The sequence below is a fragment of the Shinella sp. H4-D48 genome (assembly GCF_022637395.1).
GTDB classification, from domain to species: Bacteria; Pseudomonadota; Alphaproteobacteria; order Rhizobiales; family Rhizobiaceae; genus Shinella; species Shinella sedimenti.
In genome coordinates this window covers 2,115,566-2,138,376 of sequence record NZ_CP093337.1, presented here as the reverse complement: position 1 = coordinate 2,138,376, position 22,811 = coordinate 2,115,566, and the positions used below count along the sequence as shown (strand labels likewise).

The window sequence follows — 22,811 nt, the reverse complement described above, 5'->3', positions numbered from 1 at the left end:
ATGTCTGGGCTGGCCCATCGCTCGGCAGGAAAACCTCCGGAAGGCAATCCATGATGACGGCACGACCGCGCCAGGAGAGGCAAGGCCAGCAGATTTCATATTGCAATGCAGTATGAACACGCCGGTGCCGATTTGGTTCCGAAAAAGAAAGACCGGCGCTCGGTCCGCCAGCCACCCAGGACCAACGGCAAGTGCTGCGGGCAATGGAATCAGTAGCCCGCGCGGCGCCAGCCGGCAGCCTGTGCTTCGGCTTCCGTACAGAACCACCGCTCGCCCCTGCCGTAGCTGATTTTGGTGTTCTGATAATAATGCTGGCCGGGTACATGGTAGATCCGTGCGCCACCATTATAGGAGGTGTTGCCCTTGATATTGCAGGCGGGATCGTAGGCTTCGCGCGGAATGAGTGCGTGTCCGCCCGCAGCGCTGGCGATCGAGGCGCCGACAACGAGATAGGTGAAGTTGCTCATGCCGCCACGATAGCCGAGGGATGTTTCGCGGCGGTGTAATGATTACATAAAGTTGTAATCGCTGGGCAGTGCAATTCCATTCTGTGGAGTTGCGTGGATATATCGTCGCGTCGCCTCAGCTTTTGCACATTACAATGCAGGATATGGGCATGGACAGAACCGGCATCGCTTTCACCGCTCTCCTCATCGCCCTCGCGGCCCTCGTGGTGAGCGTTCTTCTCATCGAGGTTGACCCGCGATCTCCCGAGACCGGCGATGGCGCCATCGTACCGGCGCCGGCCGTCGGGCCGGTGGAATAATACTGATGAGTCTGCGGCCATATTGGGTGCGGGGCTCATGTGGTTCGCGAAAGCGCTGATCAGGTGGAGGTCCTTCCACCATCAGAACTTCCAGCGGGGAACCGTCCTTCAGGACGTCCGGTTTTCGTGCCTGGACTTTCCGTTCCGCCCCATCCACCATAGCCTCCATGACCACGTATCATGCTGGCAATTGCCCCGCGTGCCGCAATGGACGGCTGTTTCTCTTCCGCAAGACCGATACCGGTGACGTGTACGGTCATTACGAGGAGTGCGAACAAGGCTTTCGAAGCCCCGATGAAATCGACGCAAAAAGCGGCTTCCTGACCTTGCTCAACCCTTCTGACGCGCAATGGGCGACCGCCGCAGACATCGGCCGAAGCGTGTGGGCGAACTACGAGATTTTCCCAGCGCAGCCGTAGGCGCACGGCCATTCCGTCCAGGTGCCGACCATCCGCGGCCTCACGCTGGCTGGCACCGCATGACATGGAGCCAGAAACACAATAGGCGAGGTGGAAACCTCAAGATCGCGTCAGAGGAGATGAGGAGTTCCGAAACCCCAAAAAGCAAAAAGGCCCTGTAAACAGAGCCTTGCGCGAATGGATATGGTGGGCGATGAGAGACTCGAACTCCCGACATCCTCGGTGTAAACGAGGCGCTCTACCAACTGAGCTAATCGCCCGCCGCGTTGGTGGCTGTGATCTATGCGGAACCGGATCGAACCGCAAGAGGCAATTGCAAAGTTTTCTGCATTTTTTTGAAGGGCGCGCTGATGATGCAGGAGGGTGTGGAAACATTTCGTGCGGCGTCATTCTTTTGTCTTGAAACCTGCTTGACACCCAAAGGCGAACCCCGTAGTTAGCCGCTCATCGAACGGCCAAGGCCGCTCGGGACGGATGCCTTGTCATCCGGTCGCTTTCGAGGATGCGGGTGTAGCTCAGTCGGTTAGAGTGCCGGCCTGTCACGCCGGAGGTCGCGGGTTCGAGCCCCGTCACTCGCGCCACTCGAAAGGCCGGAACATCATCCGGGACTTAAGGTCCAAAAGATGCGCGGGTGTAGCTCAGTCGGTTAGAGTGCCGGCCTGTCACGCCGGAGGTCGCGGGTTCGAGCCCCGTCACTCGCGCCATTCTTCTTTTTCTTCCAGTTTCTTCCAGCTTTTTCTTCATGTTAAGAACGAGCTGCGATTCGGTTTGTTTTTCTCCCCTTAAGCTGAATGTTTGCGGGCCTCTCTCCGTCTGGATATAGCGACGCGTCAAAAACGAGAGAGGATTCGCATGCGAAACGTCACGATGATTCTGGCCGGGTGCGCTGCGCTTGTCGCGCTCAGCATTCTGTTCGGCTCCTGGTTCACCGTCGACCAGGGGGAGCGCGGGGTGATCCTGCGCTACGGCGCCATTTCCGGCACGGCCGAGCCCGGCCTCGGCTTCAAGCTGCCGCTCATCGATTCGATCGTGCGTGTGTCCGTGCAGTCCAAGGCCGTGGTCTATGAAAAGATGGAGGCCTACAGCCGTGACCAGCAGCCGGCCGAGATTCGTCTTTCCGTGAACTATCGCATCCCCGCGGACCGCGTGCAGGAAGTCTATGCCACCTATGGCGGGGAGGACGGTCTTCTGTCGCGTCTGATCGAGCGCAAGGTCTTCGAGGAGACGAAGACGGTGTTCGGCCGCTTCAATGCGGTCACGGCGATCCAGGAGCGCGGGCGGCTCAACGCGGAAATCGCGTCTGCCATCCAGCAGGGCGTCTCAGGTCCTGTCCTTATAGATAGCGTTCAGATCGAGAATATCGATTTTTCGGATGCCTATGAGGCGAGCATCGAGCAGCGCATGCTGGCCGAGGTGGAAGTGCAGCGCCTGCGGCAGAACGCCGAGCGTGAAAAGGTGCAGGCGGAAATCACCGTGACGCAGGCGCGCGCCCAGGCCGATGCGCGGCGTGCGGAGGCCCAGGCGCAGGCCGATGCCGTCAGGCTGGCGGCGCAGGCCGAATCGGAAGCGATCCGCCTGCGCGGTGAGGCCGAGGCCGAAGCGATCAAGGCGCGCGGCGATGCGCTGAAGGACAATCCGGGCCTCGTGGCGCTGACGCAGGCGGAAAAGTGGGATGGCCAGCTGCCGCGCACCATGCTGCCGGGCGGCGCCGTCCCCATGCTCAACCTCAATCCTAATTAAGAGCCGAACTGCGGCCCCCGTCTAGGGCAACAAACGCGCAGGCGCGGTTTTCAGGCCGCGCCTGCGGCGAAACGCCCCGAACGCCGCCCGTCATGAAATCGTAACGATTTAAACGGCTTCCCGCGGGCTTGTGTCACTCCTGTCTCAAAAGCGCAGATTGATTACGGCGAAAGCGGGACAAAGCCTTGCGCGGGGGCGCTCGCTGCGCTAACGACAGGGCGTTGCAACATACTTTATCGGCTTGCAGGTCTTGAACCAACAGGCGTCTCTCCGGCGCCGATCGCAGGCAGGATGGACGCCAATGACTGAACTTCTCGGTTCCTATATTCCGATCGCCATCTTCATCGGTATCGCGCTTGTGATCGGCCTTGCGCTGCTGGTCGCGCCGTTTGCCGTCGCATACAAGGCCCCTGATTCGGAAAAGCTTTCCGCTTACGAGTGCGGCTTCAACGCTTTTGACGATGCGCGCATGAAATTCGACATCCGCTTCTATCTGGTGTCGATCCTCTTCATCATCTTCGACCTCGAAGTGGCCTTCCTCTTCCCGTGGGCCGTCTCCTTCGGCGACATGGGCTGGTTCGGCTTCTGGTCGATGATGGTTTTCCTCGGTGTCCTGACCATCGGCTTCATCTACGAATGGAAGAAGGGAGCACTCGAATGGGAGTAGCATCCAGCACGCTCGTCGCGCCGCAGCCGAAGGGGATCATCGATCCCTCGACCGGCAAGCCCATTGGCAGCAACGATGCCTTCTTCGGCGAGATCAACAACGAACTCGCCGACAAGGGTTTTCTCGTCACCTCCACGGATGAACTCATCACCTGGGCCCGTACCGGCTCGCTGATGTGGATGACCTTCGGCCTGGCCTGTTGCGCCGTCGAGATGATGCAGCTTTCCATGCCGCGTTACGACGTCGAACGCTTCGGCTTTGCGCCGCGCGCCAGCCCGCGTCAGTCCGACGTGATGATCGTCGCCGGCACGCTGACCAACAAGATGGCGCCTGCGCTCCGCAAGGTCTATGACCAGATGCCGGAGCCGCGCTACGTCATCTCGATGGGCTCCTGCGCCAATGGCGGCGGCTACTATCACTATTCCTATTCGGTGGTGCGCGGCTGTGACCGCGTGGTGCCGGTCGACATTTATGTACCAGGCTGTCCTCCCACGGCGGAAGCGCTCCTTTACGGCGTGCTCCTGCTGCAGAAGAAGATTCGCCGGACCGGTACGATCGAGCGTTAAGGGCAGGGGACTTAGATATGAGCGAAGCTCTGCGGGAGCTCTCCTCCCACATCGGCGAAGTTGCCGGCGGTCTGGTTTCGTCCGCCGACATCGCCTATGGCGAACTCACCTTGAAGACCGACGGCACGCGCGTCATCGAGCTTCTGACGTTCCTGCGCGATGACGTGCAGTGCGGTTTTGTCAATCTTATCGATATCTGCGGCGTCGACTGGCCGGCGCGGGCCGAGCGCTTCGACATTGTCTATCATCTCCTGTCGCCGCGCCAGAACCTGCGCATCCGCATCAAGGTCGCGACCGGCGAGGACGTTCCAGTTCCTTCGGCCTGTTCCGTCTATGCGGGCGCGGACTGGTTCGAGCGCGAAGCCTACGACATGTACGGCATTCTCTTTACCGGCCATCCGGACCTGCGCCGCATCCTCACCGACTACGGTTTCGAGGGGCACCCGCTGCGCAAGGACTTCCCGACGACCGGTTTCGTGGAAGTGCGCTATGACGACGAGGTCAAGCGCGTCGTTTACGAGCCGGTCGAGCTGAAGCAGGAATTCCGTAACTTCGATTTCCTCTCCCCCTGGGAAGGCACGGACTACGTGCTTCCGGGCGATGAGAAGGCGAAGACGAACTGATTTTGGGTCACGTGGCCCGATAGGGCGCCGGCCTCTGGAGCAAGCGGTATGAACGAGCACAACGTTCGCAATTTCAACATCAACTTCGGCCCGCAGCACCCTGCGGCGCACGGGGTTCTTCGTCTGGTTCTCGAGCTGGACGGCGAAATCGTCGAGCGCGTCGATCCGCATATCGGCCTGCTGCACCGCGGCACCGAGAAGCTGATCGAGACGAAGACCTATCTTCAGGCGGTTCCCTATTTCGACCGCCTCGACTACGTGGCGCCGATGAACCAGGAGCACGCCTTCGCTCTGGCCGTCGAGAAGCTGACGGGTACGGAAGTTCCGATCCGCGGGCAGCTGATCCGTGTGCTCTATTCCGAAATCGGCCGCATCCTGTCGCATCTGCTCAACGTGACGACCCAGGCCATGGACGTCGGCGCGCTGACGCCGCCGCTCTGGGGCTTCGAAGAGCGTGAAAAGCTTATGGTGTTCTACGAGCGCGCCTGCGGCGCGCGCATGCACTCGGCCTATATCCGTCCGGGCGGCGTGCATCAGGACCTGCCGCACGAGCTGGTGGAAGACATCGGCAAGTGGATCGACCCGTTCCTCAAGACCGTCGACGATATCGACGCGCTTCTGACCGGCAACCGTATCTTCAAGCAGCGTAACGTCGATATCGGCGTCGTGAAGCTTGAAGACTGCTGGGCCTGGGGCTTCTCCGGCGTCATGGTGCGCGGTTCGGGTGCGGCCTGGGACCTGCGTCGTTCGCAGCCTTACGAGTGCTACTCTGACCTCGACTTCGACATTCCGATCGGCAAGAACGGCGACTGCTATGACCGCTACGTCATCCGCATGATCGAGATGCGCGAATCGGCCAAGATCATGCGCCAGTGCGTCGATCGCCTGCTCGGCGATGCCAAGGTCGGCCCGGTCTCCTCCATCGACGGTAAGATGGTTCCGCCGAAGCGCGGCCAGATGAAGCGCTCGATGGAAGCGCTCATCCACCACTTCAAGCTCTATACCGAAGGCTATCACGTGCCAGCCGGCGAGGTATATGCAGCCGTCGAAGCGCCGAAGGGCGAATTCGGCGTCTACCTCGTCGCAGACGGCACCAACAAGCCGTATCGCTGCAAGATCCGCGCCCCGGGCTATGCCCACCTGCAGGCGATGGATTTCATCTGTCGCGGCCATCAGCTCGCCGACGTCTCGGCGATCCTGGGTTCGCTGGATATCGTGTTCGGCGAGGTTGACCGCTGATGCCGAAAGCCGCCCTTGCCATCGTCGCCGCTGTCCTGGCCGCCACGCCTGCGCTTGCGCAGGAGGGCGGCGAAGGCAATGCGTCCACGACGATCGGCCAGCTGGCAGGTCAGGGCTATGAGATCAAGGCGGCGGCGCCGAATGGCAGCCGTTACGTCCTATTCATGCAGAAAGAGAAGTCTGTCTACGCCTGCGAATTCGTCAACACGACGAGAACGCAGTGCCGGCAGATTAACTGAGACAAGGCGTTACAGAATGTCCGTTCGTCGACTAGCCGATGATAATGTTCAGCCCGCCAGCTTCGCCTTCACCGAGGAGAATGCGGCCTGGGCCAAGGCGACCATCAACAAGTATCCGCAGGGTCGCCAGCAGTCGGCCGTGATCCCGCTGCTCATGCGGGCACAGGAACAGGATGGCTGGGTTACCAAGGCGGCAATCGAATCCGTCGCCGACATGCTCGACATGGCCTATATCCGTGTGCTCGAGGTCGCGACCTTCTACACGCAATTCCAGCTTCTGCCGGTCGGTACGCGTGCCCATATCCAGGTGTGCGGCACCACGCCCTGCATGCTGCGCGGCGCGGAAGATCTGATCAAAGTCTGCAAGAAGCGCATCCATCCGGAGCCCTTCCACCGCAACGAGAGCGGCACGCTCTCCTGGGAAGAGGTCGAGTGTCAGGGGGCCTGCGTCAACGCGCCGATGATCATGATCTTCAAGGACAGCTACGAAGATCTGACGCCCGATCAACTCGAGACCATTATCGATCGCTTCGATGCGGGCAAGGGCGCTGAAGTGTCGACCGGCCCACAGGTCGAGCGTGTCTTCTCCGCGCCTGCCGGTGGTCTCACCAGCCTCACGGCGCCGGACGCCGCCGTCGGCAAGACGACTGGCCGCAGCCGCAAGACGGCGGATGAAAGCGTAAGCGTTCCCCCGTCGAATGCCGCCAAGCCCAAGACGGATGCTGCCGAAACCGATCCGACGGTCAAGACGCCGCTGACTGCCAAGGCAGAAGCCGCCGCCAATGCCAAGGTGAAGGGTGAAACGCGCGCCGAAGGTGGCGACGCCGCCGACAAGCAGTCAACTGCTGCTGTTGCGAAGCGCTCGCTGGACGACAAGAACCGTCCGGCCGGCATCGAGCGTCCGGCAGCGGTCGACGACCTCAAGCTGATCTCCGGCGTCGGACCGAAGATCGAGGGTATCCTGCACGAACTCGGCATCTTCACCTTTGCGCAGGTCGCATCGTGGAAGAAGGGCGAGCGCGACTGGGTCGACGGCTATCTGAACTTCAAAGGCCGCATCGAGCGCGACGACTGGGTCAAGCAGGCCAAGGCGCTCGCAAAGGGTGGCGAAGCGGAATACATCCGCGTTTTCGGCAAGAAGCCGCGGTAAAGAGGTGAACCATGCTTAAAGATCAGGATCGCATCTTCACCAATATCTACGGCACCAAGGACAAGTCGCTGAAGGGCGCCATGGCGCGCGGCCATTGGGACGGCACCAAGCAGCTTCTCGAAAAGGGCCGTGACTGGATCATCAACGAGATCAAGGCATCCGGCCTTCGCGGCCGCGGCGGCGCCGGCTTCCCGACCGGTCTCAAGTGGTCTTTCATGCCGAAGGAATCGGACGGCCGTCCGCATTACCTCGTCGTGAATGCCGACGAATCCGAACCCGGCACGTGCAAGGACCGCGATATCCTGCGCCACGATCCGCATACGCTGATCGAGGGTTGCGTCGTGGCGTCCTTCGCCATGGGGGCTAACGCCGCCTACATCTATGTGCGCGGCGAGTTCATGCGCGAGCGCGAGGCGCTTCAGGCGGCCATTGACGAGTGCTATGACGCGGGCCTTCTCGGCAAGAACAACAAGCTCGGCTACGACATCGACGTCTTTGTCCACCATGGCGCCGGCGCCTATATCTGCGGCGAAGAGACCGCACTGCTCGAAAGCCTCGAGGGCAAGAAGGGCCAGCCGCGCCTGAAGCCGCCGTTCCCGGCCAATATGGGCCTCTACGGCTGCCCCACCACCGTCAACAACGTCGAATCGATCGCCGTTACCCCGACGATCCTGCGCCGCGGCGCTGGCTGGTTCTCGTCGTTCGGCCGTCCGAACAATGTCGGCACCAAGCTGTTCATGATGTCGGGCCACGTCAACACGCCCTGCACCGTTGAGGAAAGCATGGGCATCTCCTTCAAGGAGATGGTCGAAAAGCACGGCGGCGGCATTCGCGGCGGCTGGGACAACCTGCTTGCGGTCATTCCCGGCGGCGCATCCTGCCCGGTCGTCAAGGCCGAGGACATGATGAACGTCACGCTCGATTTCGACGGCCTGCGCGAGGTTAAGTCCTCGTTCGGCACCGGCGGCATGATCATCATGGATCGCTCGACCGATATCATCAAGGCGATCTGGCGTATCTCGGCCTTCTTCAAGCATGAGAGCTGCGGCCAGTGCACGCCGTGCCGTGAAGGCACGGGCTGGATGATGCGCGTCATGGAGCGCATGGTTCGCGGCAACGCGCAGAAGCGCGAGATCGACATGCTATTCGACGTCACCAAGCAGATCGAAGGTCACACGATCTGCGCGCTCGGCGACGCGGCCGCCTGGCCGATCCAGGGCCTCATCCGCAACTTCCGCCCCGAGATCGAGGCGCGGATCGACCAGTACACCGCCAATGCCATGGCGCATGGCGCGGTGCTGGAAGCAGCGGAGTAAGACGATGAAGACGCCGGCCGGACAGGATGCAAATGCCACCAATGTCCCGCCGGCCGAAGCAGCCGGCGACGATCCTTTCGGGATGGCGCAGTGGCTGAAGGAAGTGCCCGATGTGCCGCTGCATCCGCTGATGGCGCATCCGGTTGCGGCAATGGCGGCGACGGCGGCTATCGGTTTCGGACTAGCCGGCCAGATGGCCGGTGCGATGCTGGGGCTGATGCAGGGCGCGGCGGGGCAGGCCAAGGCGGTGCTGGACGAGGCGGCGGATCTCGCCGCCAAGGCCAGGACAGAGTCGGTCAGGGCAAAGCCGGTGCTGAGGGTTGTGCCGAAGGAACCGGCGGCGAAGGCGGAAACGCCTGCGGCCGAACTGAAGGCGAAGGTGGCGCGGGAAAAGACCGCGACGCCGAGCACGGTGGAAGCAAAGCCGGTGCGCAAGGTGCCGGTGAAGAAGACCGCCAAGGCCGATGACCTGAAGATGATTTCGGGCATCGGGCCGAAGCTGGAGCAGGTGCTGAACGGCATGGGCTTCACTCGCTACGCCGACATCGCAGCCCTTGGGGACGCGGATGTGGCAAGGATAGAGGCCGAACTTGGCGCCGGCGGGCGGATTGCCCGCGATGGCTGGGTGGAGCAGGCAAGAACGCTGGCGAAGGGCAGGGGAAAGACCCGCCCGGACCGGCAGTAGAAACGAAGGGCGGAGGCCTGGGGCATACGACCCGGGCCGAAGGCCGGAGAGAGAATGGCGCTGGTAAGACGCGGTTTCGCGTCAAAGCGGGATTGAGATATGGCAAAGCTGATCGTCGACGGAAAAGAAATCGAAGTCCCTGACCACTTCACGCTGCTTCAGGCGTGCGAGGAGGCGGGCGCCGAAGTTCCGCGCTTCTGTTTCCACGAGCGGCTTTCGGTCGCCGGCAACTGCCGCATGTGCCTCGTCGAGGTGAAGGGCGGCCCGCCGAAGCCGGCGGCCTCTTGCGCCATGAGCGTGCGCGACCTGCGCCCCGGCCCGAACGGCGAAGCGCCGGAAGTCTTCACGACCACGCCAATGGTCAAGAAGGCCCGCGAAGGCGTGATGGAGTTCCTGCTCATCAACCACCCGCTGGATTGCCCGATCTGCGACCAGGGCGGGGAATGCGACCTGCAGGACCAGGCGATGGCCTTCGGTATCGACTCGTCGCGCTACGCTGAAAACAAGCGCGCAGTCGAAGACAAGTATATCGGCCCGCTCGTCAAGACGATCATGAACCGCTGCATTCACTGCACGCGTTGCGTTCGCTTCACGACCGAGGTTGCCGGCATTACCGAACTCGGCCTCATCGGCCGCGGTGAAGATGCCGAGATAACCACCTATCTCGAGCAGGCAATGACCTCGGAGCTTCAGGGCAACGTGGTCGATCTTTGCCCGGTCGGCGCGCTGACCTCCAAGCCCTTCGCCTTTACGGCGCGGCCGTGGGAACTGAACAAGACCGAATCCATCGACGTGATGGATGCCGTCGGCTCGGCGATCCGCGTCGATACGCGCGGCCGCGAAGTCATGCGCATCCTGCCGCGCGTCAATGAAGAGATCAACGAAGAGTGGATCTCCGACAAGACCCGCTTCATCTGGGACGGCCTGAAGACCCAGCGTCTCGACCGCCCGTATGTTCGCAAGGACGGCCGTCTGCAGCCTGCCTCCTGGGCCGAGGCCTTCGGCGCCATCAAGGCTGCCGTTGCCGGCAAGCCGGGCGACCGCATCGGCGCCATCGCCGGCGATCTGGCCTCCGTCGAGGAAATCTACGCGCTGCGCGAACTGATGACGTCGCTCGGTTCGACGAACATCGATTGCCGCCAGGACGGGTCGGTGCTCGACCCGTCGCTCGGTCGCGCCAGCTACATCTTCAACCCGACCATCGAAGGTATCGAGCAGGCCGACGCGCTGCTCATCGTCGGCTCCAACCCGCGTCTCGAAGCCGCCGTGCTCAACGCCCGCATTCGCAAGCGTTGGCGCATGGACAACTTCCCGATCGGTGTGATCGGCGAGCAGGGTGAACTGCGCTACGGCTACGAATATCTCGGCGCCGGCACGGATACGCTGTCCGGCCTCGTCAACGGTTCGATCTCGTTTGCCGAAACGCTGAAGAAGGCCGAGCGTCCGATGATCATCGTCGGCCAGGGCGCACTGTCGCGCGCCGATGGTCTGGCCGTTCTCTCGGCCGTCTCTGCACTCGCCGACAAGGTCGGCGCGGTCACGGCCGACTGGAACGGTCTTGCCGTGCTTCACACCGCCGCTGCCCGCGTCGGTGCGCTCGACCTCGGTTTCGTGCCGGGCGAGGGCGGCAAGACGGCTGCCGAGATGCTGGACGGCACGGACGTGCTCTTCCTGCTCGGCGCCGACGAGATGGACTTCTCGAAGAAGTCCGCCTTCACGGTCTATATTGGCTCGCACGGCGACAACGCGGCGCATGTCGCCGACGTCATCCTGCCGGGCGCGACCTATACCGAAAAGTCGGGCACCTGGGTCAACACCGAAGGCCGCGTCCAGATGGGCAACCGCGCCGGCTTCGCACCGGGCGATGCCCGCGAGGACTGGGCGATCCTGCGTGCGCTTTCCGACGTGCTCGGCAAGAAGCTGCCGTTCGATTCGCTCGTCCAGCTGCGCGCAAAACTCTATGCCGCGCACCCGCATTTCGCCGCGATCGACGAGATCGCACCAAGCGAAATCGCCGATCTCTCGGCCCTTGCGAAAAAAGGCGGGACGATGGCGAATTCCGGGTTTGCGTCTCCGATCAAAGACTTCTATTTGACGAACCCGATAGCGCGCGCCTCCGCGGTCATGGCCGAATGCTCGGCGCTTGCCCGCAACAATTTCAAAGCCGCGGCGGAATGAGCGCGAAGGAATAAGACGTTATGGACGCTTTCATTTCGACCTATGTCTGGCCCGGTCTCATCATGGTGGCCCAGTCGCTTCTGCTGCTGGTGCTGCTTCTGGTGTCGATCGCCTTCATCCTTCTGGCAGACCGCAAGATCTGGGCGGCGGTACAGCTGCGCCGCGGCCCGAACGTCGTCGGCCCCTTCGGTCTTCTCCAGTCGTTTGCCGACCTTCTGAAGTTCGTCTTCAAGGAGCCGGTGATCCCGGCCACGGCCAACAAAGTCATCTTCCTGCTCGCTCCGCTGGTTTCCGTGACGCTGGCGCTGGCGACCTGGGCGGTGATCCCGGTCAATGACGGCTGGATGATCGCCAACATCAATGTCGGCATTCTCTACATCTTCGCGATCTCGTCGCTCGAAGTGTATGGCATCATCATGGGCGGCTGGGCTTCGAACTCGAAGTACCCGTTCCTTGGTGCGCTGCGTTCCGCGGCGCAGATGGTGTCCTACGAAGTGTCGATCGGCTTCGTCATTGTGACCGTGCTGCTCTGCGTCGGTTCGCTGAACCTGTCTGATATCGTCAACGCCCAGAGCGATGGTCTCGGCACCCGTCTCGGCCTGCCGCCGTCGTTCCTCGATTGGCATTGGCTGGCGCTGTTCCCGATGTTCGTGATCTTCTTCATCTCGGCGCTGGCCGAGACGAACCGCCCGCCTTTCGACCTTCCGGAAGCGGAATCCGAACTCGTCGCCGGCTTCATGGTCGAGTACGGCTCCACCCCGTACATGATGTTCATGCTCGGCGAATATGCCGCCATCTGCCTGATGTGCGCGCTGACCACGATCCTCTTCCTCGGAGGCTGGCTGCCTCCGGTCGACGTCTGGTTCCTGAACTGGGTTCCGGGCATCGTATGGTTCGTCCTGAAGGCGCTTCTCGTCTTCTTCATGTTCGCGATGGTGAAGGCCTTCGTGCCGCGCTACCGCTACGATCAGCTCATGCGTCTGGGCTGGAAGGTCTTCCTTCCGATCTCGCTTGCCATGGTCGTCATTACCGCATTCGTGCTGAAGCTCACGGGCTGGTCGCCATGATGACCGTCTCTCGCCTCAGCAGCATTGGAGCTTGAAATGGCTAGTCTTTCGCAAGCCGTAAATTCGCTGTTCCTCAAGGAATTCGTCGGCGCGTTCTTCCTGTCGATGCGTTACTTCTTCCGCCCGAAGGCAACGGTGAACTATCCCTTCGAAAAGGGCCCTGTCTCTCCGCGCTTCCGCGGCGAGCATGCGCTGCGCCGTTACCCGAACGGTGAAGAGCGCTGCATCGCCTGCAAGCTGTGCGAAGCGATCTGTCCTGCTCAGGCCATCACCATCGAGGCCGGCCCGCGCCGCAACGATGGCACCCGCCGCACGGTGCGTTACGATATCGACATGGTGAAGTGCATCTATTGCGGCTTCTGCCAGGAAGCCTGCCCGGTTGACGCCATCGTCGAAGGTCCGAACTTCGAGTTCTCGACCGAGACGCGCGAAGAGCTCTACTACGACAAGCAGAAGCTCCTCGAGAACGGCGATCGCTGGGAGCGGGAAATCGCCCGCAACATCGCGATGGACTCGCCTTACCGCTGATCGGCTGGGCGTATTGAATTTCAAGTGCCTGACGAGAGGGTCGTCAGGCTTCGACGGGGAAGGGGGACCTTCTCCGGGGAAGACGAAAAGGCACCAAAATGGGTCTGCAGGCTCTATTCTTCTATCTGTTCGCCTTCGTGGCGGTGGCGTCCGCCTTCATGGTGATCGCGTCGAGGAACCCGGTTTACTCCGTGCTGTTCCTGATCCTCACCTTCTTCAACGCGGCGGGCCTGTTCCTTTTGACGGGCGCCGAGTTCCTGGCGATGATCCTGCTGGTCGTCTATGTCGGCGCCGTCGCGGTTCTCTTCCTCTTCGTCGTCATGATGCTGGACATCGACTTCGCCGCCTTGCGCGCGGGCGTTCTTGAATATGCTCCGGTCGGCGCGCTGATCGGCGTTATCCTGGCCATCGAACTCGTCGTGGTCATCGGCGGTTCGACGCTTTCGCCGGAAATCGCCTCGAACGTGTCGATGCCGATCCCGCCGGTATCGGAACGCACCAACACGGCAGCGCTCGGTGACGTGCTCTATACGCACTACGCCTACTACTTCCAGATCGCCGGCCTCGTGCTGCTCGTCGCCATGATCGGCGCGATCGTGCTGACGCTGCGCCACAAGCCAAACATCAAGCGCCAGAACATCTCGCAGCAGGTTGCCCGCACGCCGGAAACCGCCGTCGAGGTGGTCAAGGTGAAGCCCGGACAGGGCATCTGAGGCCGCGCGGACAAGGAAAAGCATCATGGAAATCGGTATTTCCCACTATCTCACGGTCAGCGCCATCCTCTTCGTTCTCGGCGTCTTCGGCATCTTCCTCAACCGGAAGAACGTCATCGTCATCCTGATGTCGATCGAACTGATCCTGCTTGCGGTCAACATCAACATGATCGCGTTCTCGGCGTTCCTGAACGACATCGTCGGCCAGGTCTTCGCGCTGTTCATTCTGACCGTCGCGGCTGCGGAAGCGGCCATCGGTCTTGCAATTCTCGTCGTCTTCTATCGTAACCGCGGTTCGATCGCCGTCGAAGACGTCAACGTGATGAAGGGCTGATCGGGTCATGGATACCATCATCAAGGCAATCGTCTTTCTTCCGCTGATCGGCTTCCTGATCGCCGGCATCGGCGGCAACGCCATCGGCGCCAAGGCATCGGAATACGTCACCTCCGGCTTCATGATCATCGCCGCCGTGCTGTCGTGGATCGTCTTCTTCGACGTCGCCATGGGCGAGACGGAGATGATCAAGGTCAGCGTGCTGCGCTGGATCCAGTCGGGTAATCTCGATGTCGAATGGGCGTTCCGCGTCGACACGCTGACGGCCGTCATGTTCGTCGTGGTCAACACCGTTTCGACGCTCGTGCACATCTACTCGATCGGCTACATGCACCACGATCCGCATCGGCCGCGCTTCTTCGCCTATCTGTCGCTCTTCACCTTCGCCATGCTCATGCTGGTGACCGCCGACAACCTGCTGCAGATGTTCTTCGGCTGGGAAGGCGTGGGTCTGGCCTCCTACCTGCTGATCGGTTTCTGGTACAAGAAGCCGTCGGCCAGCGCGGCCGCCATGAAGGCGTTCATCGTCAACCGCGTCGGTGACTTCGGCTTCATTCTCGGCATTTCCTGCGTCTTCGTGCTGTTCGGCTCGATCAATTTCGAAACGATCTTCGCGACCGCCGCGACCTATCTGCCGGCCGAAGGGGCCGCGAATGCCGCTGAACCCGTCATCAACCTGTTCGGCATGTCGCTCGACAAGTCGCATGCGCTGACCGCCACCTGCCTGCTGCTCTTCATGGGCGCGATGGGCAAGTCGGCGCAGTTCCTGCTGCACACCTGGCTTCCGGACGCCATGGAAGGCCCGACCCCGGTTTCGGCGCTCATTCACGCCGCCACCATGGTCACCGCCGGCGTCTTCCTCGTCGCACGCATGTCGCCGGTCTTCGAACTGTCGCATGACGCCCTGATGGTCGTCACGCTCGTCGGCGCGATCACGGCCTTCTTCGCCGCGACGGTCGGCCTCGTGCAGAACGACATCAAGCGCGTCATCGCCTATTCGACCTGCTCGCAGCTCGGCTACATGTTCGTGGCGCTCGGCATCGGCGCCTATGGCGCGGCCGTCTTCCACCTGTTCACGCACGCCTTCTTCAAGGCTCTGCTGTTCCTTGGCGCGGGTTCCGTCATTCACGCCGTCGATGGCGAGCAGGACATGCGCTACATGGGTGGCCTGCGCAAGCACATCCCCATCACCTTCTGGATGATGACGATCGGCACGCTCGCGCTGACCGGCGTCGGCATCCCGGGCACCGTCATCGGCTTTGCCGGCTTCTTCTCGAAGGATGCGATCATCGAATCGACGTTTGCGTCGCACAGCCCGGTTGCCGGCTTCGCCTTCGTGCTGCTGGTCATTGCCGCGCTCTTCACGAGCTTCTACTCCTGGCGCCTGGCCTTCATGACGTTCTTCGGCAAGCCCCGCGCTTCGGCAGACGTCATGCACCATGTGCACGAGTCGCCGGCCGTCATGCTCATCCCGCTCTACATTCTCGGTGCGGGCGCGATTGGCGCGGGTGTGATCTTCGTGGAGTATTTCTACGGTCACCATTACGGCGAGTTCTGGCAGGGCGCTCTCTTCACGCTGCCGGGCAACGACCTGGTCAACGAGTACCACCACGTTCCGCTGTGGGTGAAGTGGAGCCCGTTCGCCGCCATGGCGCTTGGCTTCGTCACCGCCTGGTACATGTACATCCGTTCGCCGGAGACCCCGAAGTACCTCGCAGAGCAGCACCGCGGTCTCTACCAGTTCCTGCTCAACAAGTGGTACTTCGACGAACTGTACGATTTCCTCTTCGTTCGTTCGGCAAAGGCGCTGGGGAGGTTCCTCTGGAAGAAGGGTGACGGCGCCGTCATCGACGGTTTTGGCCCGAACGGTGTTGCCGCTCGCGTCGTCGACGTCACCGACCGTGTCGTACGTCTCCAGACCGGTTACCTCTATCACTACGCATTCGCGATGCTGCTGGGTATTGCAGCACTCGTCACCTGGATGATGCTCGGGAGTTCCCTCTGATGACCGATTGGCCCATTCTTTCAGCGGTCACCTTTCTCCCGCTCGTCGGCGTGGCGCTTCTGCTGCTGACGCGTGAGGACAGCCCGTATGGCCGCCGCAACATCCTGAATGTCGCGCTGCTGACGACGGTTTTCACCTTCGTGCTCTCGCTCTTCATCTGGATCGGGTTCGACTATTCGAACCCCGGCTTCCAGATGACCGAGAAGCATGAATGGCTCGGCACCGGCATCTCCTACCATCTGGGCGTCGACGGCATCTCCATGCTGTTCGTCATCCTCTCGACCTTCCTGATGCCCTTCTGCGTGCTTGCTAGCTGGAACACCATCGAGAAGCGCCTGAAGGCCTACATGATCGCCTTCCTGCTTCTGGAAGTGTTCATGGTCGGCGTCTTCGTTTCGCTCGACATCGTGCTGTTCTACGTGTTCTTCGAAGCGGGCCTCATTCCGATGTTCATCATCATCGGCGTGTGGGGCGGCAAGGATCGCGTCTACGCATCCTACAAGTTCTTCCTCTACACGCTGCTCGGCTCGGTGCTGATGCTGCTCGCCATCATGGCGATGTACTGGCAGGCCGGCACGACCGACATCACGGAACTGCTTGCCTACAACTTCCCGGCTCATATGCAGACGTGGCTGTGGCTCGCCTTCTTCGCGTCCTTCGCGGTGAAGATGCCGATGTGGCCGGTGCATACCTGGCTTCCCGACGCGCACGTTCAGGCGCCGACGGCGGGTTCGGTCATCCTGGCAGGCGTGCTCCTGAAGCTCGGCGGCTACGGTTTCATCCGCTTCTCGCTGGCCATGTTCCCGCTCGCCTCCGACTATTTCGCGCCCTTCGTCTTCACGCTGTCGGTCATCGCCATCATCTACACCTCGCTGGTCGCGATGATGCAGGACGACATCAAGAAGTTGATCGCCTATTCGTCGGTCGCCCATATGGGTTACGTCACCATGGGCATCTTCGCGGCGAATGCGCAGGGCCTGCAGGGCGCCATCTTCCAGATGCTGTCGCATGGTATCGTGTCCGGCGCGCTCTTCCTCTGCGTCGGCGTGGTCTATGACCGGCTGCATACCCGCGAGATCTCGGCTTATGGCGGTCTCGTCAACAACATGCCGAAATACGCCGTCGCCTTCATGCTGTTCACCATGGCGAATGTCGGCCTTCCCGGCACGTCGGGCTTCGTCGGCGAATTCATGACGTTGCTCGGCGTCTTCCGCGCCAACACCTGGGTTGCGCTTTTTGCGACCACGGGCGTCATCCTCTCTGCCGCCTATGCGCTCTGGCTCTATCGCCGGGTGATTTTCGGTGCACTTGAGAAGGAAAGCCTCAAGGCGCTGCTCGATCTCTCGGGCCGTGAAAAGCTTCTGCTGTATCCGCTCGGCATCCTGACCATCTTCTTCGGTGTCTATCCGGCACCGGTCTTCGATGTGACGGCGGCTTCGGTCGACGCCCTGCTCAACCAATATTCCGCGGCTCTGCAAGCGGCGCAGCAATCTGTTGCGCTTCTGGCGAACTGACGACGGGACCCTAGACATGACTGCTGATACAATCCTCGCCAGCCTGCAGCTCTCGATGCCGGAGATCATTCTGGCCGTTGGCGCCCTGGCCCTGCTGATGATCGGTGTCTTCTCGGGCGAACGCTCCGGGACGACGGTCACGGGGCTTGCCGTCGCGCTGCTCATCATCTCCGGCCTCTGGCTGGTGCTCGCCACCGGCGAGGGCCAGGCCTATGGCGGCGCCTTCGTCTCCGACCCGTTCGCGCGGTTCATGAAGGTGCTGGCGCTGATCGGCTCGATCACCGCCATGGTCATGACGGTCGGTCACGCCCGCTCCGACCAGCTCGACCGCTTCGAGTTCCCGGTGCTGATCGTGCTGTCGACGCTTGGCATGCTGCTGATGATCTCCGCCAACAGCCTGCTGTCGCTGTATCTGGCGCTGGAACTCCAGTCGCTCGCGCTTTATGTCGTCGCCGCGATCAACCGCGAAAGCCTGCGCTCGACGGAAGCCGGCCTGAAGTACTTCGTGCTCGGCGCGCTGTCCTCGGGCATGCTGCTTTACGGCATGTCGCTGGTCTACGGCTTCACCGGCCAGATCGGCTTCCAGGAAATCGCCTCCGCGCTCACCGCAGAGGGCCGCTCGCTCGGTCTCGTCTTCGGCCTGGTCTTCATTCTCGCCGGCCTTGCGTTCAAGATCTCGGCCGTGCCGTTCCACATGTGGACGCCGGACGTTTATGAAGGTGCTCCGACCCCGGTCACGGCCTTCTTCGCAGCCGCTCCGAAGGTCGCCGCCATGGCCATGCTCGTACGCATCGTCATCGATGCCTTCGAGCCCGTCGTTGCCGACTGGCAGCAGGTCATCGTCTTCATCTCGATCGCCTCGATGCTGCTCGGTTCGTTCGCTGCCATCGGCCAGAAGAACATAAAGCGCCTGATGGCCTATTCCTCCATCGGTCACATGGGCTATGCACTGGTCGGTCTTGCGGCCGGCTCCATGGCAGGTGTGCGCGGCGTTGCGCTCTATATGCTCATCTACATGGTCATGACGCTTGGCACCTTCGCCTGCATCCTGGCCATGCGCCGCAAGGAAGGCGGCAATGTCGAGGATATCAATGACCTCGCAGGCCTGTCCTCGACCAACCCCTTCATGGCGACCGTTCTGACCGTCCTCATGTTCTCGCTTGCCGGCATTCCGCCCATGGCTGGCTTCTTCGCCAAGTACTTCGTGTTCATGGCGGCGATCGAGGCGCATCTCTATGCGCTTGCCATCATCGGTGTCCTGTCGTCGGTCGTCGGCGCCTACTACTACCTGCGCGTCATCAAGGTGATGTGGTTCGATGAGCCGACCGGCGAATTCGCACGTACGTCGGGTGAGCTGAAGCTGGTATTCGGTCTCTCCGGCCTGTTCGTTCTCGGCTACATCCTGATCGGCGGGCCGATCGGCAACGCAGCCGAAGCGGCGGCGCGGACCTTCTTTTGAGCCGGTCCGATCATCCTCGCCTGATGTCGCTTGACGACTTCCGGCATGAGGCGCTCACGGATGTGAGTTCGACCAATACGGAATGCCTGGAGCGCGCCCGAAAGGGCGCGCTTTCCGGTCTCTGGGTGACCGCCGTGCGTCAGACCGGCGGTCGCGGGCGGCGCGGCCGCGCCTGGTTTTCCGAGCCTGGCAATCTCTACGCATCACTGATGCTGATCGATGCGGCACCGATGGACCGTCTCGGCTCCCTGCCGCTTGCCGTCGCCGTTGCCGTGCAGGACGCAATCAGCCGCGTCATGCCGCTCGACGCGCCCGATGTGCTGATCAAGTGGCCGAACGATATCCTCATCGAGCGCCTTAAGGTCTGCGGCATCCTTGTCGAAGGCGAGATGCTTCCCGACGGCCGGCATGCGCTGGTTATCGGCATAGGCATCAATGTGGCCGTGGCTCCGGAGGTCGGTCTCTATCCCGTGGCAACGCTGCGCGAATTCGGCGTGGCCGCTTCTCCCGAGGAGCTTTTCGCCCATCTGTTTCAGTCAATGGCCGAGACGCTGTCGCTATGGAACGGCGGGCAGGGCATTGCATTGATCATCGAACGCTGGAAGCAGGTTGCCGGCGGGATCGGTGAGAACATAACGGTCAATCTTCCGGACCGTTCGATTTCCGGGCGCTTTGCCGGAATTGATGATACAGGTCTCCTCAAGTTGGAGACGGATGACGGCGGCACGCGCTTGATAGCGGCCGGCGACGTATTTTTTGGATAGGATGTTTTGAACACGATGGCAAAAGAAGACGAACTGGTGTTCCTGCCGCTTGGCGGCGTCGGCGAAATCGGCATGAACCTGGCGCTTTACGGCTACGGCCCGAAAGCCGACCGCCAGTGGATCATGGTCGATTGCGGCGTCACCTTCCCGGGACCGGATTTGCCGGGCGTCGACCTCGTCCTCCCCGATATCCGCTTTCTGGCCAAGGAACGCGACCGGCTGAAGGGCATCATCATCACCCACGCGCACGAGGACCATTACGGCGCGCTGAACGATCTGTGGCCCAGCCTCAACGTACCGGTTTATGCCTCGCCCTTCACGGCCGGCATGCTGGAGGCCAAGCGTGATTACGAGCGCAGCCGCGTCGAAATCCCCGTGACGATCTTCAAGCAGGGCGACCGCATCAATGTCGGCCCCTTCGAGATCGAGGCGATCGGCGTGAACCACTCGATCCCTGAGCCGATGTCGCTGGCGATCAAGACACCGCTCGGCACGGTCGTCCATACCGGTGACTGGAAGATCGACCTTGAACCGTCTCTTGGTCCGCTGACAGACGAAACCCGTTTCCGCAAGCTTGGCGACGATGGTGTGCTGGCGCTGATCTGCGACAGCACCAACGCGTTGCGTGACGGCGTCTCGCCCTCCGAGCGCGAGGTCTCCGAAAGCCTGACCAAGATCATCGAGGCCTCCGAAGGCCGGGTGGGCATCACCACCTTCTCGTCGAATGTCGGGCGTATCCGCTCGATTGCGCGCGCCGCCGAGGCCGCCGGCCGCGAGGTGCTGCTGCTCGGCAGTTCTATGAAGCGCGTGACGGATGTGGCGCGCGACATCGGCCTGATGGAAGGCATCAAGACCTTCATCGCCGAGGACGAATTCGGCTACATTCCCCGAGACAAGGTCGTGGTGATCCTCACCGGCAGCCAGGGCGAGCCGCGCGCGGCGCTTGCCAAGATCGCCCGCGATGAGATGCGCAACGTCGCTTTCACCGCAGGCGATACGATCATCTTCTCCTCGCGCGCCATTCCCGGCAACGAGAAGGCGATCAACGATATCAAGAACGGCCTGATCGAGCAGGGCATCCACATCATCACCGATTCCGAGGCGCTGGTGCATGTGTCGGGCCATCCCCGTCGCCATGAGCTGCAGCAGATGTATGGCTGGGTGCGCCCCAAGATTGTGGTGCCCGTGCATGGCGAAGCCGCGCATCTGACGGCACATGCAGAGCTTGCGGAGCAGTCCGGCATCGGCAAGGTCCCGCGCGTGCGCAACGGTGATGTCCTGAAACTCGCCCCGGGCGAGCCCGAAGTCGTCGACCACGCCCCGTTCGGCCGCATCTTCAAGGATGGCAACCTGATCGGTGACTTCGAGGAGATGGGCATCGGCGAGCGGCGCAAGCTGGCCTTTGTCGGGCACGTCGCCGTCAGCGTTCTGCTCGACAGCCGCTACGATTTCATGGGCGATCCCGAAGTGGAACCGTTCGGCCTGCCGCAGTTCGACGACGAGGGCGAGGACATGGGCGATACGCTCTATGACGCCATTCTGGGTGCTGTCGAAAGCATTCCGCGCGCCCGCCGCAAGGATCTGGAAATGGTGCGGGAAGCCGTGCGCCGCGCCGTGCGCTCCACCGCAAACGAGATCTGGGGCAAAAAGCCCGTTGTGACGGTGTTCCTGACGAAAGTCTGATTGCCCGGCACGGGCAGGGGATGATAGCGGGCGAGAGATTGCCCGCCATCACGCCGTAGAATGGCATCCTCTTCGCCGAGAAGTAGTCGCGACATGGATGAGGCGGTCGCAGTCGTTCAACGCCGGGAGGATACCGTGCTCGGAAAAGTCAACCACATCGCCATTGCCGTGCCGGACCTCGCCGCCGCCACGGCGGTCTATCGTGACACGCTGGGTGCCAAGGTGTCGGAGGCGCAGGCGCTGCCCGAACATGGCGTGACGGTGGTGTTTGTCGAACTGCCGAACACCAAGGTAGAACTGCTCGAGCCGCTGGGCGAGGCATCGGCGATCGCCGCCTTCCTCGAAAAAGCGCCGGCGGGCGGTATGCACCACATCTGCTACGAGGTGGACGACATTCTCGCAGCGCGTGACAGGCTGGTTGCCGGTGGCGCGCGCGTGCTGGGCGACGGAAATCCCAGGATCGGCGCCCACGGCAAGCCGGTGCTTTTCCTGCATCCCAAGGATTTTCTAGGCACTTTGGTCGAGCTCGAACAGGTGTGACAGCGCGTCGCCTGTCTTCCATTTGAACTTCTCGTTTGCTCGGCGTAAAAGAGCGCTGTCGCACGAGGGTCGCCCATGCAGTTCGTTTCCTACTTTGCCGTTTATTTCATCGTCTGGTGGATGACGCTCTTCGCCGTTCTGCCGTTCGGGCTGCGCACGCAGGCCGAGGCGAACGAGGTGGTGCCGGGTTCCGTGGAAAGCGCACCGGCGCGCTTTCGCGGCGGTCGCGTGGTGCTGACCACGACCATTGTCTCGGCACTCATCTATGGCGGCTGGTATATTCTATCCGTGCGCTTCGGCTACGGCATCGATTCCCTTCCGCAGCTCTACCCGAACTTCGAATAGCCTCTGCCGCATGTGTTAACGGCCTGAAGAGCGGTGAAGCACGGCATTCCTGTTTGGCGGATATCCAGGAAAACGGTTCCTTTTGCGTCACGCGCATTGCCGCGTCGCGCACGTCTTGCAAACGGCGCGGGAGGGCGGGTTTTCGCAAATCTCCCGATGGGCGCGTCCAGATACATGTGTGAGGCTGAGTGTCGCAGCGTTAGCCGGTGCGCGCCAATGTCTCATGGACATCGACGAAAAACGCTGACGTAAAGGAAGGTGCCGTCAGGAA

The 22,811-nt window shown here is 61.9% G+C and carries 24 protein-coding genes and 3 tRNA genes; 25 read left to right on the top strand and 2 right to left on the bottom strand.

All coding sequences use genetic code 11. The features are described 5' to 3' along the window. Positions 1–209: 209 nt before the first annotated feature. Positions 210–467, bottom strand: a complete 258-nt coding sequence (locus tag MNR02_RS10560; RefSeq protein ID WP_241946746.1) for a hypothetical protein — start codon at positions 465–467, stop codon at positions 210–212. 149 nt (positions 468–616) lie between these two features. Between MNR02_RS10560 and MNR02_RS10555 the strand changes: the two genes are divergently transcribed. Both MNR02_RS10555 and MNR02_RS10550 read left to right on the top strand, forming a co-directional pair. Then, positions 617–766, top strand: coding sequence for a hypothetical protein (locus tag MNR02_RS10555; protein ID WP_241946745.1), 150 nt, complete (start codon positions 617–619; stop codon positions 764–766). Between the two features lie 167 nt (positions 767–933). Continuing rightward, a complete protein-coding gene (locus tag MNR02_RS10550) occupies positions 934–1,185 on the top strand; it encodes a hypothetical protein (RefSeq protein ID WP_241946744.1) in 252 nt (83 codons plus the stop codon). Positions 1,186–1,369: 184 nt separating this feature from the next. Here MNR02_RS10550 and MNR02_RS10545 read toward each other — a convergent pair. Beyond that, a tRNA-Val gene (locus MNR02_RS10545) sits at positions 1,370–1,445 on the bottom strand. A gap of 244 nt (positions 1,446–1,689) precedes the next feature. Between MNR02_RS10545 and MNR02_RS10540 the strand changes: the two genes are divergently transcribed. The 23 genes from MNR02_RS10540 (at position 1,690) to MNR02_RS10430 (ending at position 22,540) form a co-directional block, all read left to right on the top strand. Further along, a tRNA-Asp gene (locus MNR02_RS10540) sits at positions 1,690–1,766 on the top strand. 46 nt (positions 1,767–1,812) lie between these two features. Continuing rightward, positions 1,813–1,889 (top strand) — tRNA-Asp (locus MNR02_RS10535). A 148-nt stretch (positions 1,890–2,037) separates the two neighbouring features. Beyond that, the gene (locus MNR02_RS10530) at positions 2,038–2,925 is read left to right on the top strand and encodes a prohibitin family protein (protein WP_241596426.1); all 888 of its coding nucleotides are present in this window, start codon (positions 2,038–2,040) and stop codon (positions 2,923–2,925) included. 301 nt (positions 2,926–3,226) lie between these two features. Beyond that, positions 3,227–3,592, top strand: coding sequence for an NADH-quinone oxidoreductase subunit A (locus tag MNR02_RS10525; RefSeq protein WP_064329771.1), 366 nt, complete (start codon positions 3,227–3,229; stop codon positions 3,590–3,592). Further along, positions 3,583–4,158 (top strand): NADH-quinone oxidoreductase subunit B family protein, encoded by a 576-nt coding sequence (locus tag MNR02_RS10520; protein WP_241596423.1) that lies wholly within the window; start codon positions 3,583–3,585, stop codon positions 4,156–4,158. The genes MNR02_RS10525 and MNR02_RS10520 overlap by 10 nt, the downstream gene beginning before the upstream one ends. 17 nt (positions 4,159–4,175) lie before the next feature. Next, entirely contained in the window at positions 4,176–4,781 is a 606-nt protein-coding gene (locus MNR02_RS10515; RefSeq protein WP_241946743.1) for an NADH-quinone oxidoreductase subunit C, read from the top strand. A 48-nt stretch (positions 4,782–4,829) separates the two neighbouring features. Next, a complete protein-coding gene (locus MNR02_RS10510) occupies positions 4,830–6,020 on the top strand; it encodes an NADH-quinone oxidoreductase subunit D (protein ID WP_134652282.1) in 1,191 nt (396 codons plus the stop codon). Then, positions 6,020–6,259 carry a hypothetical protein gene (locus MNR02_RS10505; RefSeq protein WP_241596419.1) on the top strand — a complete coding sequence of 80 codons (240 nt, stop codon included), beginning with the start codon at positions 6,020–6,022 and terminating at the stop codon, positions 6,257–6,259. Before MNR02_RS10510 ends, MNR02_RS10505 begins: the two co-directional genes overlap by 1 nt. A 16-nt stretch (positions 6,260–6,275) precedes the next feature. Further along, positions 6,276–7,409, top strand: a complete 1,134-nt coding sequence (locus MNR02_RS10500; protein ID WP_241946742.1) for an NADH-quinone oxidoreductase subunit E — start codon at positions 6,276–6,278, stop codon at positions 7,407–7,409. 11 nt (positions 7,410–7,420) lie between these two features. Continuing rightward, the gene (nuoF, locus tag MNR02_RS10495) at positions 7,421–8,725 is read left to right on the top strand and encodes an NADH-quinone oxidoreductase subunit NuoF (RefSeq protein WP_241946741.1); all 1,305 of its coding nucleotides are present in this window, start codon (positions 7,421–7,423) and stop codon (positions 8,723–8,725) included. A 4-nt stretch (positions 8,726–8,729) separates the two neighbouring features. After that, on the top strand, positions 8,730–9,410 hold the full coding sequence (locus MNR02_RS10490; RefSeq protein WP_241946740.1) for an NADH:ubiquinone oxidoreductase: 681 nt from the start codon (positions 8,730–8,732) through the stop codon (positions 9,408–9,410). 99 nt (positions 9,411–9,509) lie between these two features. Further along, positions 9,510–11,588 (top strand): NADH-quinone oxidoreductase subunit NuoG, encoded by a 2,079-nt coding sequence (gene nuoG / locus MNR02_RS10485; protein ID WP_241596411.1) that lies wholly within the window; start codon positions 9,510–9,512, stop codon positions 11,586–11,588. A gap of 20 nt (positions 11,589–11,608) precedes the next feature. Continuing rightward, positions 11,609–12,655, top strand: coding sequence for an NADH-quinone oxidoreductase subunit NuoH (gene nuoH, locus MNR02_RS10480; RefSeq protein WP_241596408.1), 1,047 nt, complete (start codon positions 11,609–11,611; stop codon positions 12,653–12,655). A 36-nt stretch (positions 12,656–12,691) separates the two neighbouring features. Next, positions 12,692–13,183 carry an NADH-quinone oxidoreductase subunit NuoI gene (gene nuoI / locus MNR02_RS10475; protein ID WP_023513863.1) on the top strand — a complete coding sequence of 164 codons (492 nt, stop codon included), beginning with the start codon at positions 12,692–12,694 and terminating at the stop codon, positions 13,181–13,183. A 98-nt stretch (positions 13,184–13,281) separates the two neighbouring features. Then, positions 13,282–13,896 (top strand): NADH-quinone oxidoreductase subunit J, encoded by a 615-nt coding sequence (locus tag MNR02_RS10470; RefSeq protein ID WP_241596405.1) that lies wholly within the window; start codon positions 13,282–13,284, stop codon positions 13,894–13,896. Positions 13,897–13,921: 25 nt separating this feature from the next. Beyond that, on the top strand, positions 13,922–14,230 hold the full coding sequence (nuoK, locus tag MNR02_RS10465) for an NADH-quinone oxidoreductase subunit NuoK (protein ID WP_241596402.1): 309 nt from the start codon (positions 13,922–13,924) through the stop codon (positions 14,228–14,230). Positions 14,231–14,237: 7 nt separating this feature from the next. Further along, positions 14,238–16,235: an NADH-quinone oxidoreductase subunit L gene (nuoL, locus tag MNR02_RS10460; RefSeq protein ID WP_241946739.1), complete on the top strand. Its 1,998-nt coding sequence runs from the start codon at positions 14,238–14,240 to the stop codon at positions 16,233–16,235. Beyond that, positions 16,235–17,749, top strand: coding sequence for an NADH-quinone oxidoreductase subunit M (locus MNR02_RS10455; RefSeq protein ID WP_241946738.1), 1,515 nt, complete (start codon positions 16,235–16,237; stop codon positions 17,747–17,749). The genes nuoL and MNR02_RS10455 overlap by 1 nt, the downstream gene beginning before the upstream one ends. A gap of 16 nt (positions 17,750–17,765) precedes the next feature. Continuing rightward, a complete protein-coding gene (nuoN, locus tag MNR02_RS10450; RefSeq protein WP_241596393.1) occupies positions 17,766–19,208 on the top strand; it encodes an NADH-quinone oxidoreductase subunit NuoN in 1,443 nt (480 codons plus the stop codon). Positions 19,209–19,231: 23 nt separating this feature from the next. Further along, a complete protein-coding gene (locus tag MNR02_RS10445; protein WP_241948856.1) occupies positions 19,232–19,972 on the top strand; it encodes a biotin--[acetyl-CoA-carboxylase] ligase in 741 nt (246 codons plus the stop codon). A gap of 15 nt (positions 19,973–19,987) precedes the next feature. Then, positions 19,988–21,655 carry a ribonuclease J gene (locus MNR02_RS10440; protein WP_241946737.1) on the top strand — a complete coding sequence of 556 codons (1,668 nt, stop codon included), beginning with the start codon at positions 19,988–19,990 and terminating at the stop codon, positions 21,653–21,655. Between the two features lie 135 nt (positions 21,656–21,790). Beyond that, positions 21,791–22,195, top strand: a complete 405-nt coding sequence (mce, locus tag MNR02_RS10435) for a methylmalonyl-CoA epimerase (RefSeq protein WP_241946736.1) — start codon at positions 21,791–21,793, stop codon at positions 22,193–22,195. A 75-nt stretch (positions 22,196–22,270) separates the two neighbouring features. Further along, positions 22,271–22,540 (top strand): DUF1467 family protein, encoded by a 270-nt coding sequence (locus MNR02_RS10430; protein WP_241596388.1) that lies wholly within the window; start codon positions 22,271–22,273, stop codon positions 22,538–22,540. The last annotated feature ends 271 nt before the right edge of the window (positions 22,541–22,811 follow it).